Below are 16,543 nucleotides of genomic sequence, written 5' to 3' on the forward strand. Positions count from 1 at the left end.
TGGTCTGTCTTGCTTATGAGTCAATGATGAAGTTCACGCTCAATGATTGATGAGAGCGAGGAATTACCACGTATCAACAATCAGATCGATCTCACACGTCCGGACGGATCGTTCGATCCGGTTTAAACCAACGCGCTTCCAAATTCTTGATGAAAACATAAACAGAGGGGACCACACCTAAAGAAAGAATGGTTCCCACGAGAAGGCCGCCGAACACAACCGTGCCAATCGACTGCTGAGCATTTGCTCCTGCATTCCTTGCAACCACGAGGGGCAAGAAACCTGCCAAAGAAGCAATGGATGTCATTAGAATCGGGCGTAATCTAGATTTTGCAGCTTCGAGAGCTGCTTGAGCCGCCTCCAAGCCATTAGCCATACCCTGATCAGCAAATTCTACAACAAGAATGGCATTCTTTGCAGCAAGGCCAATCAGCATGAGCAAGCCCACCTGAGAAAATACATTAATATCCATAGACCTCATTTTAACAAAAAGCAGACTTCCCAATATGGCAAGAGGAACAGTCAATAAAATTGTAGTAGACGTAATATAGCTTTCATATGTTGCCGAAAGAATCAAAAACACCGCCAATCCAGCCAAAGCGAATAATATCAAAATCTGACTACCGGATTGAACCTGAGTACGCGCGAGACCATCAAACTCAACACCAAGATCCTTGAAATTATTCTCAGCAAAGATTGCTTCGAGGCGATCAATCACTTGCCCCTGCGAGAATCCAGGAGCAGCCTGAATCGAAAATTTAACCGACCGATTAAAACTAAAATGATCAATAGATGGAGGAGTACTGATTAATTCAACATCAGCAAATTGTCTTACTTTAACCATATCACCAGTCTTCTCTGACTGAACAGAGTAATTCAAAAGGTCATCAATTTCATTCCTCCCTCTTGAATCACTAATCATTCGAACATCCCTGAGGCCGCCAGGAATTGATGTCTGATTCACTCTGGAACCCCCAGCAAGCTCAGAGAGTGTATTCATCGCCTTATCAAAATCAACACCTAGAGAAGAAAGCTTAGAACGATTAATTGTTATTTCATATGCAGGAGAATCAGGGGAAAAGGTTGTATTAATACTCGCAATTGACGGGTCTCTTTGAGCCGGTCCTCTGAAGCGCTGTGCAAATTCATTCAACTCCTCAAATGTGTACGTCCCATTACTCTTATCTACAAGCAACATAATGATAGAAGAATTCTGCGCAACATTAATCATTGGCTCCTGAAAAAATGTAGGAGGGAAAGAAGTTGGTAGAGTGAATAATTTTGCAGCGAGAGATAGCTGCTGCGCATCTGCACCTTGTGATTTCTTAGGACGATCCTCAAGGGGCTTAAGAGAGGCATAAACAAACATGCTTTCCGGGCTTCCAGCACCTGCAATGACAATTGCATCTTTAATGGCAGAGTCTTTCGATTGCTGCTCTTTTTTCAGAATAGAAGATGCTTGCGCAGCAACCTTGGCCGTTGCTGGGAGGGACGCACCTGAGGCTAACTGCATTGTACCAAGCAAAGTATTCATATCTTCTTGAGGAATCAAACCTGAAGGCGTTGATTTAAATAAGAAGAACGTAAGCATGAAAGCTGGAACCAAGCAGGCAGTCACAACACGATGCTTATGGATCAAATACTCCACAAGAACCGCAAATCTTTTTTCAATAGCGGCGTATACAGACTCAAAAGCCTGGAACACTTTGTTTAGATAGAATCCTGCAACACCAAAAAAAGCAATCGCAATTGGGACAATCAAATCACCGAAGTTTGCACGAGTGAACATGCCAAATAGAGCACCTACTATTAATCCCCCTATTCCAGTCACCCATTTAGATGCAGTTTTTTGGTCACCAGGAAGCAGTATCAAACCCGCCATCATTGGCGAAAACGTTAAAGCATTAAATGTAGATATTGCAATCGCAAAAATAATTGTAACGGCAAACTGCTGATAAATCTTTCCTACAGAGGAAGCTATCAAAGTGACTGGGACAAACAAAGTGATCAAGACCAGAGAGGTAGAGACCACAGCACCTGAGAGCTCATTCATCGTGGAGAATGCAGCTCGTTTTGGTGGCATGCCTGCTTCCATATTTTTGGACACAGACTCAACCACCAGAATTGCATCATCAACCACTAAACCGGTGGCAAGAACAAGTCCAGTAAGAGTAAGAAAATTTAGAGTAAAATCAAATAAGCCTAAAAACAAAAAAGTACCAACGATTGCCACTGGAATAGCCAAGGCAGGGATCAATACTGTTCGCCACTTTTTTAAAAACAACACAAGAGTAACTAACACCAAGACAACGGCCAACCCAAGAGCATCTGTTACATTTTCAATAGAATCCAAAATAAAAGACTTTCTATCTGTCATCTGCACAACCCGTATACCAGGGGGGGCTAATTTTTTAAAGTCGTTGATAACTTTTTCTATTTCTCTCGCAACCTGGACCGCATTACTGCCTGATTTTTGATTAATAACTATAAAGCTTGCAGGATAACCATCAAGAGTCTTCAAAGAAGAGGCTGGGTTTGAAATATATTCAACGTTACCGATATCCTTCACTCGAATCAGTGCTCCAGAGGGTGCTGTTCTCACTGCAAGATTTTCAAATTGCTCTACTGTCTGAATATATCCACCATCTTTAACCAGTACTGGATAAGAGTAGGAGGCATTATCAGTAATAAAAGGTGCTCCGACATTACCGGCTGATGATGGGGAATTTTGTGATCGTATTTGTTGAGCAACTTCCTCAATTGTTAAATCATAGGCTTTAAGCAAATCAGGGTCTAAAAACACCTGAAATCGGGAATCTGTGGGATAAATAGTAACTGTACCTACACCATTAATGAGCTGAATCTGCTTTTTCAGAGTATCCTCGATCAAGGTTGCAAGATATGCTGAATTATATTGACCTTGATCAGATGTGATCATATAGCCACTGAGCGTAGTATCAGTAGACTGGCTAACACTCACACCCATATCTTGTGTGACTTGTGGCAAGTTTTGGATCCCTTTTTGAATGCGATTTTGCGCATCCAACATTGCCGTATCAGCAGAGGTTTCTGGCGCCAAATACATCTGTATGGTGCTAGAGTCTGCTGTTGAACTAGATATTAAGTAATCTACACCAGGCGTATCGGAGAGCAAATCCTCTAACTGATCAGTGACTGATTTTTCAACAATGCTGGCATTTCCACCAGGATAAGTAGCAGAAATTCGTATCTGGGATGGCGCAACATCAGGAACAAATTCAATTGGCAGCGTTTGAGAAACGACTAGTCCAGCAATAAAAATTGCAATACTACAAACACTCGTAAGAACGGGTCTTTTTATAAAGGGATCGGCAAATGACATCAGATTATTTTGCTGGGAGATTTGGGAGAATTTTGACTGGCATTCCACTACTCAATACTTTTGTCTGACTAATTGCGACCTTGTCGCCAGCCACTAATCCTTTTAGGACAGGGAATTGGTTATCCTGAAGCTCGCCTAAAGCAACAGGTGATTCAACCGCAATTAAAGAATTAGGAGGCAATGCTTTCAGCGGTTTACTTTGTTGTTCATCTAGCTGATTTAAACCAAGATAGGTCTTAACAGGAATCAGCTTAAATACAAAGGGTTGCTGTGCTTTCATTGAGATTGCACCTGTGGGTATGGCCGGCAGATTGCGGACACCTGTTTGGATTTCTGCTTGCAATAACTCAAGAGGCTTTAGACCAACCTGTACATTTGGGAATGAGGCTTGAACAGTCAATGTATTTGCTGGACTTGAAGAATTACCTTCAGAATTAACATCAAAAAATGGGGCGACATAATTAATTTGCCCCTCAGCAATAGGCTTATCGGCTCGATCTCTATAGATACGAACTGATTGACCCAAAGCAATTGCTTTTGATTGGACTGCCGGAACGTTCATTTGGACACGAAGCTCGTCGTTATTAACAAGATAGAAAATAGTGTCCCCCTCTTTAACATAGGTGCCAACATTAACGATAAAATCTGATCCAACTACGCCATCAAAAGGTGCTTTGATGTATCGATAGCTCAATTGAACTTGTTTGTCGATATAATCATTGGCTTGAGCTATTGCACCAATCTTTTTCTGTTCTGCATCTTCTCGGGAAGCTGCTCCCACAGCAGCCAAAGATTGATATCTAGAAGCTTCAATCTTTGCCTCCTGAGCTTTGGCTCTCGCAGTATCTAGAGCGGCAGATTCTTGCTGATGCTCTAAAACAAGCAAAACCTGACCCTTTCGAACCTTTTGACCAGCATCGACTAAAACTTGAGTAACGATACCACTTTGCGATGGCTTAAAAGGAACTGCATTGATATTTCCTATCACTCCTTCAGCATTCACCACCTGTCTAAAATTATTTTCAACGATCGTATCCGCATAAAGAGGCAAGGGCTGAGGTGCTTTTGATTGAGAGCTACAACCAACAACCAAAAAACTAAATGAAAGACAAAGTAGGCGCAAAGGATATTTTTTGTTGCAAGCTTGTCTTAGCGATTGAAGCCGCAAAATCATCACATAGCAAATGCTCGCAAAACTATAGGGCGCTCACCTGAAAGTTGCCTTAGTAATGGCTGAGAAAGCGACCCCTGCAGAGTGCCTGAGGGTGTCAAGCGCTTTGCTGATCTGTCTTGGATGCAACAGGTAAATGTTTCCTTGTTTTCAATCCAGCAACGCCGGATTCATCCCAAAGTCTTCTTCAATTCAGCACGCGCCGTATTGAGTGCGGCGTCCAAAGCCGCCCCGTCACGGCCTCCAGCCTGAGCCAGGTTCGGACGGCCACCACCACCACCACCGCAAAGCTTGGCGATCGCACCAATGAATTTGCCAGCTTGCTGGCCACTAGCAATCACCACCTTCCCAAAAGCTGCCACCAAAATCACCTTCCCTTGATCGCTCGGATCAGGCAAACCTCCCAACACAACAGCCGAGGCATCGCCCAACTGATCCAGCAATCCCAAAGCGGCGCCTTGCAATCCATCACCATCCACACCATCAAGGCGAGCCACCAACAGCTGATAGTCACCAACCGCTACAGCTTGGGTAGCCATGGCCGCCGACTTCGCGACAGCTAATTCAGCCCGGGCCGCAGTCAACGCCTTTTGGCTGCTCTTCAGTTCCTCTTGCAACGCCACAACGCGCTCAACAATCTCGCCAGGCTGCGCCTTGAAGCGGTCACCAAGCTGCTTCACCACGGCCTCACGCTCATTGAGATAGGCCAACACGGACGCACCGGCCACCGCTTCAATCCTGCGGATCCCAGCAGCAACACCGCTCTCGCTCACGATCTTGAACAAACCAATCTCGGCCGTGTTGCTCACATGGGTGCCACCACAAAGCTCCATCGACACGCCGGGAACATCAACCACGCGAACCACATCGGCATATTTTTCGCCAAACATCGCCACGGCACCAGCAGCCTTCGCCTGATCAATCGCCATCTCATTAACTTCAAGACTGTGCGCATCGCTGATCCAGCCATTGATCAAGGTCTCGATCTGCTCAAGTTCGCCAGGTTTCACGGCCCTTGAGCAGTGGAAATCAAAACGCAGTCGCTCAAAATCAACGAGCGATCCGGCCTGCCCTATTCCCGGATCCACCACCTGCTTCAAGGCTGCTTGCAGCAGATGTGTCGCTGTGTGATTCGCCTGGGCGCGACGGCGGCAGGCGCGGTCCACTTGACCATGCACCAGATCACCAACCTCGAGGCGGCCACGCTGAACCCTGCCGCTGTGGACGAACACCCCACGGTTGCGGCTAACGCCCTCAATCACGACGATCAAGCCGTTGCCATCCCGTCCATCACTCACCAAAAGACCGCGATCACCCACCTGACCACCACCTTCTCCATAAAAAGGGGTGCGGTCCAACACCACCTGCACCGCATCACCATCCGAGGCGGATGTAGCGGCTTCGCCATTAACCAATAAGGCCTGCACGCTGCTGTTGGTCGGCGTTAGCAGTTCATACCCCTCAAATGCTGTGGCATTGAGATCAGCCGCCACTTGATCGATCGCATCCTGGAGCGTGAGATCGATACTGACTGCCGCGGCCTTCGCCCGCTGACGCTGTTGCTCCATCGCCTGCTCGAATCCAGCTAGATCAACATCGAGGCCTTGCTCTTCGGCAATTTCCTGGGTGAGCTCCAGAGGGAAGCCATAGGTGTCGTAGAGCTCAAAGGCTTGGGCACCACTGATCTGTTTGGGCTTGCTCTCCAGAACATCTGCCAGCAGCTTCTCCCCACGCTCCAGGGTTTCCAAAAAGCGCGACTCCTCCCTCTGAAGCTCGGCCAAGATCACGTCCTGGCGCTCAAGCACCGAGGGATGAGCGTCCTGGAGAAGGGCAATCGAAGCTTCTCCCATCGTGACAAGAAAAGGCTTGTGAATGCCCAGCAAACGGCCGTGCCTCACCACCCGGCGCAAGAGACGGCGCAGGATATAGCCGCGGCCCAGGTTGCTCGCCGTGACGCCATCACAAATCAGCTGCGTCACAGCACGGCTGTGATCACCAATCACCTTGAGAGACGTTTGTTTTGCATCGTCGAGCTGGTGATAGTCAATCCCAGCAAGATCAGCCGCCGCTTGAATCAGCGGAAAAATCAGGTCTGTTTCGTAGTTATTAGGAACCTTCTGCAGGATCTGAGCCATCCGCTCCAGGCCCAGACCGGTGTCGATGTTTCGATTCGCGAGCGGCGTGAGGGTGCCCTCAGCATCGCGGTTGTATTGCATGAACACCAAGTTGTAAAACTCGATGAAGCGGTCATCGTCCTCGAGATCGATTCCTTCATCACCGCGTTCGGGCTTGAAGTCGTAGTACATCTCGGAGCAGGGGCCACAGGGCCCGGTCGGGCCAGATGCCCAAAAATTGTCGGCTTCGTCCATGCGGATGATCCGCTTGGGGTTCACCCCCACCACATCACGCCAAATCTGTTCCGCCTCCTCGTCTTCACGGAAGACACTTACCACCAGATGCTTCGTGTCGATACCAAAGACATCCGTACTCAGCTCCCAGGCCCACTCAATCGCCTGCTGCTTGAAATAATCGCCAAACGAAAAGTTGCCGAGCATCTCAAAAAACGTGTGATGCCGCGCCGTACGGCCCACGTTCTCGATGTCGTTGGTGCGAATGCACTTTTGACTACTTGTGGCCCGCGGCGCTGGCCGCTTCTGCTGCCCGAGGAAGACCGGCTTAAACGGCAACATCCCCGCAATGGTGAGCAACACCGTTGGATCTTCTGGAATCAGGGAGGCGCTTGCCATCACCTTGTGGCCCCGCTCCTCATAGAAGCTCAGGAATGCCGCCCGAATCTCCGCACCGGTGCGGGGGGTGGCAGCAGCGGATCGCGACGAACGTGCAACAGCCATGGCGGATTCCGCGTCAACAACAGATCGAACGGCCATGATCGCCCCTGAGCCGCCGCGCCCCGTCGTCGCACCGTCTCCTTCCACCGACAGCCGCGATCGCCTGCGCCGCCTCTCCATTGGCTGGGCCTGTCTTGCTGGCCTAACAGCAGGCCTTTGCAGCCTCCCCTTTGGGCTTGAAATAGCCGTGCGATCCGGTGGCTGCGGATTGTTTTATGGCCTTCTGGCCTTTCATCTCGAGCGCGTTGACTCCAACGACTCTCACCTGCGCGCTGGCCTCGTTGGAGCGGTCTGTGGGTTACGAAGCCTGGGAATGTCGTTACCTTCCCCCTTGGCAGGGGCCGATGCCCTGGCAGTATTGGGATTGGATCTCCTCATTGGGTGGTTGCCGTTGATCGGCAGTGCACTCGTGGTTTACGGAACCCAACGCATGTTTTCTGCGTCGCGGCCATGAGCCTGCTGCACGCCACCTGGCTCCCAGCCATTCGTACTCCGACCAGCTCTGGACGAGCTGCCCTTTTAGTGTGGGCTGACACGTGGCGCGTTGCCGAACCCGCAGGCCCAAGTACAACCCCCGCCCTTCACCCCTTCACCCTCAGCCCAGATGATCTCAGGGCCTTGCTGACGGAACGGGATCTCTTGCCCGACGGCATTATTGACGCCATGGCATGCCTCACTCTGCCGAGCCGCAGCGTGAAGCCCCGAAAGAAACGTGGCACAGCAACCAGCAGCACTCAAGAACCGGGCTGGACAGGCCTTCCCTTACAAGCTGGAGAGCCGATCCCCAAACAAACAGAGTGGTGGCCTTGGCAGGTACAGGGCCTCGCCATTGAACCAATGGCAGCTACCGCCTGGCTCTCCAAACTTCCTCTTTCAGGACGACATCCTGACTTAGCTGATGAGTTGCGCTGGTGGAGTCACATGCAGCGATGGTCCCTCAGCCTCGTCGCACGAAGTCGCTGGCTCCCGCAAGTCGAGCTAAGCAAGGGTGAGGGCTATCCCCATCGCGCCCGCTGGGTACCGCTCCTGAATCGGGAAGAAGACCGGCGCCGTCTTGAGGACCTGGCCTCAGGGCTTCCTCTCGTTGCCACCTGTGCCCTGCCTTGGCGAGAACCCACCGGCAAACGCAGCAACCGGATCACCAGGCTCAGACCAGAAGCCATGCGCGCCGCGAATCCAGTGGCTTGCTGCCGGCCTCGCAGCGGACGACTACGGGTCGCCACGCTGTTGGCCGATCTGATGGATGCGCAACTGCGCAAAGGCTTCACCCCTAACCATGAAGGCTTGGATCCCCTGCTACGCGCCTGGGAGGAGGCCTTGAGCTCGGAGACAGGTGAGCTCCAACTCAGCGATGAAGACACCGAGCGCCTAGCCACCGCCAGTCATCACTGGCGTGAAGGGGTTGCTGGAAATGTGGCAGCGGCCCGCGCCTGCTTGGAACTGGCAACACCAGCAGACGATGAGGACCTGTGGCCACTGCGCTTCTTCCTGCAAGCGGAAGCAGATCCAACCCTCAAGCTGCCCGCGGGAGCAGCCTGGGCGGCAGGCCCCAGCGGCCTCCAACTCGGGGAAATCAAGGTGGATCAGCCCAGCGAGGTCTTGCTCGAGGGCATGGGCCGAGCCCTGACCGTGTTCCAGCCGATCGAACGCGGGCTGGACAGCGCCACACCCGAGAGCATGCAGCTCACACCAGCTGAAGCCTTTGTTTTGGTGCGCACAGCAGCCAGACAGCTACGGGATGTGGGCGTAGGCGTTGACCTACCACCAAGCCTTTCTGGAGGGCTGGCCAGCCGGCTTGGCCTCGCCATCAAGGCAGAGCTCTCCGAGCGCTCGCGAGGCTTCACGCTCGGTGAAAACCTCGACTGGAGCTGGGAGCTGATGATCGGCGGGGTGACGCTGACCTTGCGAGAACTTGAGCGACTGGCGGGAAAGCGCAGCCCTCTGGTGCGTCACAAAGGCGCTTGGATCGAACTACGCCCCAATGACCTCAAAAATGCGGAGCGCTTTTGCGCCGCCAATCCAGACCTGAGCCTCGACGACGCGCTTCGGCTTACTGCCACCGAAGGCGACACGATGATGCGCCTGCCGGTGCATCAATTTGATGCTGGTCCGCGGCTGCAAGCCGTGCTGGAGCAATACCACCAGCAGAAGGCACCAGACCCTCTCCCCGCCCCCGAAGGATTTTCAGGTCAACTCAGGCCCTACCAAGAGCGAGGGCTCGGCTGGCTTGCCTTCCTGCATCGCTTTGACCAAGGCGCCTGCTTGGCCGATGACATGGGCCTCGGCAAAACGATCCAGCTGCTGGCCTTTCTGCAACACCTCAAGGCAGAAAACGAACTCAAGCGCTCGGTGCTTTTAATTGCGCCCACATCCGTGCTCACCAATTGGAAGCGGGAGGCAACAGCGTTCACGCCCGAGCTCAATGTGCATGAGCACTACGGTCCAAAACGCCCCAGCACCCCAGCAGCACTGAAGAAAGCGCTGAAGGATGTGGATCTCGTGCTCACCAGCTACGGCCTGTTGCAACGCGACAGTGAACTGCTCGAAAGTCACGATTGGCAAGGTCTCGTGATCGATGAAGCGCAGGCGATTAAAAACCCCTCCGCGAAACAAAGCCAAGCCGTCCGTGACCTGGCCCGTCCCAAAAAGAACAGTCGTTTTCGCATCGCACTCACTGGCACACCGGTTGAAAACCGCGTCAGCGAGCTCTGGGCCCTGATGGACTTCCTCAATCCACGGGTTCTGGGAGAGGAAGAATTTTTCCGGCATCGCTATCGCATGCCAATTGAGCGTTACGGAGACCTGTCCTCCCTTCGCGACCTCAAGGCCAGGGTGGGACCGTTCATCCTCAGACGACTGAAAACCGACAAATCGATCATCTCGGATCTGCCCGAGAAGGTGGAATTGAGCGAATGGGTGGGTCTGAGCAAAGAGCAGAAGTCGCTGTATGCCAAAACCGTTGAAGACACCTTGGATGCCATTGCCCGCGCTCCGCATGGCAAACGTCATGGTCAGGTGTTGGGGCTGCTCACCAAGCTCAAGCAGATCTGCAACCACCCTGCCCTTGCCCTCAAGGAGCAGGGTGCAAGCGAGGATTTCCTCAAGCGGTCCGTGAAGCTGCAGCGTCTCGAAGAAATTCTGGACGAGGTGGTTGAAGCAGGGGATCGAGCCTTGCTCTTCACCCAGTTCGCGGAATGGGGCAAGTTGCTCCAGGATTATTTGCAGCGTCGCTGGCGCAGTGAAGTTCCCTTCCTCAGCGGCAGCACCAGCAAAAGTGAACGGCAAGCCATGGTTGATCGCTTCCAGGAGGACCCGCGCGGGCCTCAGCTTTTTCTCTTATCACTCAAAGCTGGTGGTGTCGGCCTCAACCTCACGCGCGCCAGTCATGTCTTTCACATCGACCGTTGGTGGAATCCCGCCGTTGAGAATCAAGCCACGGACCGCGCCTATCGCATCGGCCAAACGAACCGGGTGATGGTGCATAAGTTCATCACCAGCGGCTCCGTTGAGGAGAAAATTGACCGCATGATTCGGGAGAAGTCCAGACTGGCGGAAGACATCATTGGCTCCGGCGAAGACTGGCTAGGAGGACTTGAAATGGGACAGCTCAAAGAGCTCGTAAGCCTGGAGGACAACCAATCATGAGCATCACCCCACCAAGCGGGATTAACACCTCGATCAGTGACGACGGCCTATCCCAGCAACCCTGGTGGGTTGAGCAGTGGATGGAGCTCATCAATTCCTACCGCTTTAAAAAGCGCTTGGAACGGGCCTGGGCCTACGCGCGAGAAGGTCATGTGACCTCCATTCGCTTCGAAGGCAGGCGGGTGCATGCCCGCGTCCAAGGCACAGACGAAGACCCCTACAAGGTGAAGCTCTGGCTCGACGTTCTGAAAGATGAGGACTGGCGCTACGTGCTCGAAGCGCTCACGATGAAGGCCCGCTGGTCCGCTCAACTCTTGGCCGGGATCATGCCAGCCGACATCGAACGGGCCTTCGCTGCCAGTGGTCGGCGTCTGTTCCCGTTCAAGCTTCAAGAGGTGAGGAGCGAATGCAGCTGTCCAGACAAAGCCAATCCTTGTAAGCACATCAGCGCCGTTTACTTCTTGATGGGAGAACGGTTCAGTGAAGATCCGTTTGTGCTGTTCCAGCTGCGCGGTCGCACGCGAGCCAAGTTGCTGGAAGACCTGGCCGCCCATCGCCTTCAGGCACTCCAAACGATTGCTGAGAGCGCCAACAACGAAGAAGAAGAACCGCTTGCGCTCGACGCGAGCAGCAGCGAACTCAATCCTCCCCATCCTGCGGTTCTGGATCCAACGCTCTGGTGGCGCTATGACGCTGGCCTCGACGGAGACCTGGTGGTGATCACCCCAGCCATGGAAGGGGACACGGGACTGGACGCGGCGGGAGAACTGCCTCTGGCAGAAGAGCCCCGCTTCCCGGAGGCCCGCCCCCGTTTCTTGCAGCACCTGCGCGACCAGAGCCAAACCATGGCGCAACAGGCCATGTTGGAGGCGATGGCAGCGGGGAAATAGGCCATGACGGGCATGATTCCAAGCACCAGCGCTCCCTGGTTGAGACCCGAGACCCAGGCGTTAAGCCAGCGCTTGCTGATCTCCTATCAACGAGCTTTTGCGCAACATCTCCTGGTGTGTGATCAGGAAGTCCAGTTCCAGCGCACAGCAGCGCAAGAGCTGTTCGCGAATCCCATGGCCGTCCTAGCCCATGACCATAGGGCTGACCCGTTGCTGACCTATGCCAACAGCACAGCTCTGCGGCTCTGGGGGCACCGTTGGCAGACCATGGTGGGCATGCCCTCCAGGCTGACGGCTGAAGAGAATGCGCGAAGCGAGCGTGCACGCGCCCTTCAGCAAGCCCATCAACGAGCTGGCTTCAGGGGCTATGGCGGGATTCGCGTGAATCATGAGGGCCGACGTTTCATGATTCACAACGCTCAGATTTGGCCCCTATGGAATGAACAGAATGAAGTCTGCGGCCAAGCCGCTGCTTTTTCCAGCTGGTGGTGGCTTTAACCACTGAAATAAGCAGACTGCAGTGAGCAGGATGACTGCTTGTTCAGGCACCCCAACCAAACGCCGACCAACCGATAAACAGCAAGCTAAAGCCTGTCAAAAAGGCCAGGCCAAACCAAGTGAGTACTTGCATCGCAGGACCATCGCGATGCTCCACAGCCACCAAGTCACTGTTCATCGTGTCCATGGCCATCCAGGCAAAGACCGGAGCTGTCAGAAAGCTTCCTGTCATTGCACCAAACACAAAATCTTTCACTCCAATCCCACCGCTGAAGGCAAATAGCAGGGCCACCAATGCAGCGAAGAGATGAAGAACTAACCAAACAGTGAGCCGACGCTGCTGAGGAGCCGAGGCCAAATCCCCTCGATCGGAGCCCTGAAGCAAGCCTTGGATCGCAGAAATACTGCGTGGATAGGCATCTAAACAGACAAGCGAGGTGCCAAACATTGCCGCAAAGGCCGCCGGCACAATCACCCAAGCAGCCCAGCCACCCATCGCTTCGGTGTAGAGACGAATGAGGTTCTGAGCAAAAGACACCCCACTTCCGGCAAACATTCCCTCCCCGGTTCCATACATCGTGTAAGCCCCCAAAATCACAAAGAGGGTTGCTGTGACAACAGTGACCACATAGCCAAGGTTGAAATCAAATTCGGCTTCCTTAAACGTGGCTTGATGATGGCTATCTACAGCGCGAGAGAACATCCACAACGACGGCCAAACGCACATCTCAACAGGACCGGGCATCCAACCCATTAAAGGGATCAAGAACGCCAAATTTGCTGCGGTCCAGGGAGAGGGAGTCGTGCCCAACCAGGTCGCTGCCACATCCCCAACAGGGCCTCGGAACAAGAGCGTCATTGCTGCCACTCCAGAAAGGATGGTCAACAAAACAACCAGCACTTTCGAAAGACGATCCAGCACCCGGTAGTGGCCAAATAGAAGGATCAGACCACTCACCGCCAGCACGGCGATGGCCAAGCCAAAAGTATTGAAATTCGCCAACATCGGCACATTGGTCAGCAAGAGCCCAGCCACAAAGCTGACTGCCGCAATCGTGAGCGTTCCGGTCACCAAGCTGACCAAAAGATAAAGCGGAAGATAGAGGCGATTACGACGCTGGAAGCCCTCCAACAACGTCAATCCTGTGGCGGCAGTGAAGCGAGTGCCTACCCGCAGGAATGGATACTTCACCAAATTGGTGAGCAGGATCAGGCCCAACAACGCAAAACCAAACCTTGCCCCAGCCGTTGTGGATGACATCAAATGAGACCCGCCAATACAGGCTCCCGCCATCAAAATGCCCGGACCTAGACTCTGCCTCAAACCAGCGAATGAACGTGCGGCGGAGGTAGTCATAGGAAATGAATGGTTGACGGCCATTCTCCTATTCAGCCTCACGTCATGGACCATCCGTTTATCGGTCGAGATCAAGAAGCTGAACGACTTGAACGCGCACCCAAGGCGGTCGAACACGAACGAAGCCAGAAGTCCAAGCTTAGTTAATGAACAAGGGGTCAATTTTCGTCCTCTGCGATGAGAGCAAAGGAATTTGCAAGCGAGAGCCCTCCCTCCTCAGAGAGAGGTGGCTTGATCTCGATCTATCCCCCGTTCGGCTCTCACGACTTCTCAGTGGCAGCAACCGAACCTGGTGGTCTAGACCGTACCAAAAAGGGCGGTTCTTACACTCCCATCTGAGATCAATTCAGCGCAGATTGGCGTTGCGGGAAACACAAACTTCCTGAATTTCACAGCCAATTTGAGATTTACCCATGATTACCCTTCGCACATCACCCTTCGATTTACTGGATCGCCTTGAGCAGCAAGTTTCACAAGCTGAGCGCGTTCCTGCTGCCGAAGTCATCGAAACCAACGCCAGCTACACCGTGCGGCTGGAACTACCAGGCGTTGACCACGATTCCATTGATGTCAAAGCCACGGATCGTTCGCTGGTGATCAGCGCTGAACGGCCACCAACCATTCCCGCGGCAGCCAACCCAACCCCTCCCGAAGCAAACGCAAATGCAGAAGCCGACGCAAACGCAGAAGCAGACGCGCAGCAATTGCTGAGTGAGTTCCGAACCGGAACATGGAGCCGCAGTTTTCGTTTCGCCAAGCCGCTCGATCGCGACCAATTAGAAGCCTCCTATCGCGACGGCATTCTTGAGATCAGGGCCGCAAAAAGCGACAACCGCACCACCGTGTCGGTGAAGGTAGAAAGCTGAAACACCCTGGTGACCACCAGCTGAAGACCACGCGTTCAACGGAAAAGAGGTACGGGGCTCCTCGCCAAGGCGGGGGGCCTTTTTGCAGACCACTGACATACAAAAATCAGACGAAACAGAGGGAAAAGAACTACTCGATAAGATCCGTGGTTGTGCCGTCGCTGAATCGACGGGCTCCCTGAGGATGCAAGCCATGCAACGACGGCAGCTGCTTCTTTGCGGTGGTCAAGCGGCAGCGGCAGCGGCAAGCGCCGCAGCTTTGAGTGCCTGCACGATCCGCCGAGCGGAAGAGTCGCGCGCCAGCGGCCTACCCCAAGTGCGCTGGCGCATGGCCACCAGCTGGCCCATCTCCCTCGACACCATCTATGGAGGTGCCGTCACCATCTGCCAACGCGTTGAGGAGATGAGTGGTGGAGCGTTCCGGATTGAACCTTTTGCAGCCGGCGAAATCGTCCCCGGCCTGGAGGTACTGGATGCCGTTCAAGCGCGTTCCGTTGAATGCGGCCACACCGCCAGCTACTACTACATCGGAAAAAATCCAGCCTTTGCCTTTGGGACGGCCGTGCCATTCGGCTTGTCTGCCCAACAGCAAAACACCTGGCTGTATTACGGCGGCGGCAACGAGGACATGAATGCCCTGTTTGCCGATTTCGGAACCATGAGTTTGCCAGCTGGAAACACCGGCGGGCAACTGGGAGGTTGGTTTAAAAAACCGATCCAAAACCTGGCATCCCTTCAGGGCTTGAAGATGCGCATCCCCGGGCTAGGTGGAAAGGTGATGGCCAAATTGGGCGTCAATGTTCAGGTGCTTCCTGGTGGAGAGATTTACCTGGCTTTAGAGCGGGGCACGATCGATGCCGCCGAATTCACCGGCCCCTATGACGATGAAAAGCTTGGGTTAGCCAAAGCCGCGAAACACTATTACTACCCCGGTTGGTGGGAGCCAGGGCCAACACTGATGGCGCTGGTCAACCGCAAAGCCTGGTCGGACCTCCCGAAGGAGTATCAAGCCATGTTCAGCACGGCCTGTTACGAAGCAAACCTGGGAATGTTGAGCGATTACGAATGGCGTAACAGCGAAGCCTTGCAACGCATCACCCGCCAAGGCATCAAGCTCGAGCGCTACAGCGATGACATCCTCAAAGCCGCTCGCAGCGCAAGCGCAGAGATTTTTCAAGAGCTCGCGGATGCCGACGCAGGATTTAAAGCTTTGCTCGAGCGCTGGCGCTTGTTCCGCCGAGACACCAGAAGGTGGAACAACATCAATGAATTACCTCTCGCTGAATTTGATGACAGCAGCGAAGGAGATCAACCAGGAGACCAGAGATGAACGGTCGCTTTGCAGGTCTCGTGCGCGCGATCGACGGGCTGAATGCCGCTGCGGCCTGGATAGCGCGCTGGGCAGTGTTGCTGATGCTCGCGATCGGCTTCTGGAATGTGGTGGGGCGGTATGTGGGATCAGCGATCGGAATCAACCTCAGCAGCAATGGCCTGATCGAAGCCCAGTGGTATTTGTTTGCCCTGATTTTTCTACTCGGACTGGGCTGGACGCTGCAAAAAGGCGGCCACGTTCACGTTGATGTCCTTCAAAGCCGTTGGAGCCCCCGCCGCCGGGATCGCCAAGAACTGAGTTCACTTCTGCTGCTGTTGCTGCCCTTCGCCTTTGGCGTCATGGCCCTATCGATCGCACCGGCACTACGCGCTTGGAGCATTGGAGAAATGTCTCCCGATCCGGGTGGCTTACCCCGCACATGGTTAAAGACTCTGATTCCAGTGGGGTTTCTGTTGCTGGGCCTCCAAGGAGTGGCGGAAGCCTTGCGGCTGCGCTGGAAGCTGATGCATAGGGATGAGCGATCCGATGGTCAGCAACCAGCGGAGGGAGGCCCGGACCTGTGATTGAAATCGA

11 protein-coding genes are annotated in these 16,543 nt (G+C 53.5%); 7 read left to right on the plus strand and 4 right to left on the minus strand.

What is annotated here, in order from left to right; all coding sequences use genetic code 11:
• Positions 1–91: 91 nt before the first annotated feature.
• The 3 genes from SynROS8604_RS14715 to alaS form a co-directional block, all read right to left on the minus strand.
• A complete protein-coding gene (locus SynROS8604_RS14715; protein WP_186544543.1) occupies positions 92–3,361 on the minus strand; it encodes an efflux RND transporter permease subunit in 3,270 nt (1,089 codons plus the stop codon).
• Between the two features lie 4 nt (positions 3,362–3,365).
• Positions 3,366–4,535: an efflux RND transporter periplasmic adaptor subunit gene (locus SynROS8604_RS14720; protein WP_186544544.1), complete on the minus strand. Its 1,170-nt coding sequence runs from the start codon at positions 4,533–4,535 to the stop codon at positions 3,366–3,368.
• A 167-nt stretch (positions 4,536–4,702) separates the two neighbouring features.
• A complete protein-coding gene (gene alaS / locus SynROS8604_RS14725) occupies positions 4,703–7,384 on the minus strand; it encodes an alanine--tRNA ligase (protein WP_186544545.1) in 2,682 nt (893 codons plus the stop codon).
• A gap of 34 nt (positions 7,385–7,418) precedes the next feature.
• Here alaS and SynROS8604_RS14730 point away from each other — a divergent pair, with 34 nt between their 5' ends.
• From SynROS8604_RS14730 to SynROS8604_RS14745, 4 genes are read left to right on the plus strand one after another with little or no spacing between them, the layout of a single operon-like run.
• On the plus strand, positions 7,419–7,835 hold the full coding sequence (locus tag SynROS8604_RS14730) for a hypothetical protein (protein WP_186546049.1): 417 nt from the start codon (positions 7,419–7,421) through the stop codon (positions 7,833–7,835).
• The gene (locus SynROS8604_RS14735) at positions 7,832–11,026 is read left to right on the plus strand and encodes a DEAD/DEAH box helicase (protein WP_186544546.1); all 3,195 of its coding nucleotides are present in this window, start codon (positions 7,832–7,834) and stop codon (positions 11,024–11,026) included. The genes SynROS8604_RS14730 and SynROS8604_RS14735 overlap by 4 nt, the downstream gene beginning before the upstream one ends.
• Entirely contained in the window at positions 11,023–11,916 is an 894-nt protein-coding gene (locus SynROS8604_RS14740) for an SWIM zinc finger family protein (protein WP_186544547.1), read from the plus strand. The genes SynROS8604_RS14735 and SynROS8604_RS14740 overlap by 4 nt, the downstream gene beginning before the upstream one ends.
• Positions 11,917–11,919: 3 nt before the next feature.
• Positions 11,920–12,414 (plus strand): MEKHLA domain-containing protein, encoded by a 495-nt coding sequence (locus SynROS8604_RS14745; protein ID WP_186544548.1) that lies wholly within the window; start codon positions 11,920–11,922, stop codon positions 12,412–12,414.
• Positions 12,415–12,457: 43 nt separating this feature from the next.
• Here SynROS8604_RS14745 and SynROS8604_RS14750 read toward each other — a convergent pair whose 3' ends face one another.
• On the minus strand, positions 12,458–13,771 hold the full coding sequence (locus SynROS8604_RS14750) for an NRAMP family divalent metal transporter (protein WP_186544549.1): 1,314 nt from the start codon (positions 13,769–13,771) through the stop codon (positions 12,458–12,460).
• Positions 13,772–14,184: 413 nt separating this feature from the next.
• Here SynROS8604_RS14750 and SynROS8604_RS14755 point away from each other — a divergent pair, with 413 nt between their 5' ends.
• The 3 genes from SynROS8604_RS14755 (at position 14,185) to SynROS8604_RS14765 (ending at position 16,533) form a co-directional block, all read left to right on the plus strand.
• The gene (locus tag SynROS8604_RS14755; RefSeq protein WP_186544550.1) at positions 14,185–14,637 is read left to right on the plus strand and encodes an Hsp20/alpha crystallin family protein; all 453 of its coding nucleotides are present in this window, start codon (positions 14,185–14,187) and stop codon (positions 14,635–14,637) included.
• Positions 14,638–14,830: 193 nt separating this feature from the next.
• Complete coding sequence (locus SynROS8604_RS14760) at positions 14,831–15,967, plus strand: TRAP transporter substrate-binding protein (RefSeq protein ID WP_186544551.1); 1,137 nt, start codon at positions 14,831–14,833, stop codon at positions 15,965–15,967.
• The gene (locus SynROS8604_RS14765; protein ID WP_186544552.1) at positions 15,964–16,533 is read left to right on the plus strand and encodes a TRAP transporter small permease subunit; all 570 of its coding nucleotides are present in this window, start codon (positions 15,964–15,966) and stop codon (positions 16,531–16,533) included. The genes SynROS8604_RS14760 and SynROS8604_RS14765 overlap by 4 nt, the downstream gene beginning before the upstream one ends.
• The last annotated feature ends 10 nt before the right edge of the window (positions 16,534–16,543 follow it).

The sequence above is a fragment of the Synechococcus sp. ROS8604 genome (assembly GCF_014279655.1).
Classification (GTDB): Bacteria; Cyanobacteriota; Cyanobacteriia; order PCC-6307; family Cyanobiaceae; genus Synechococcus_C.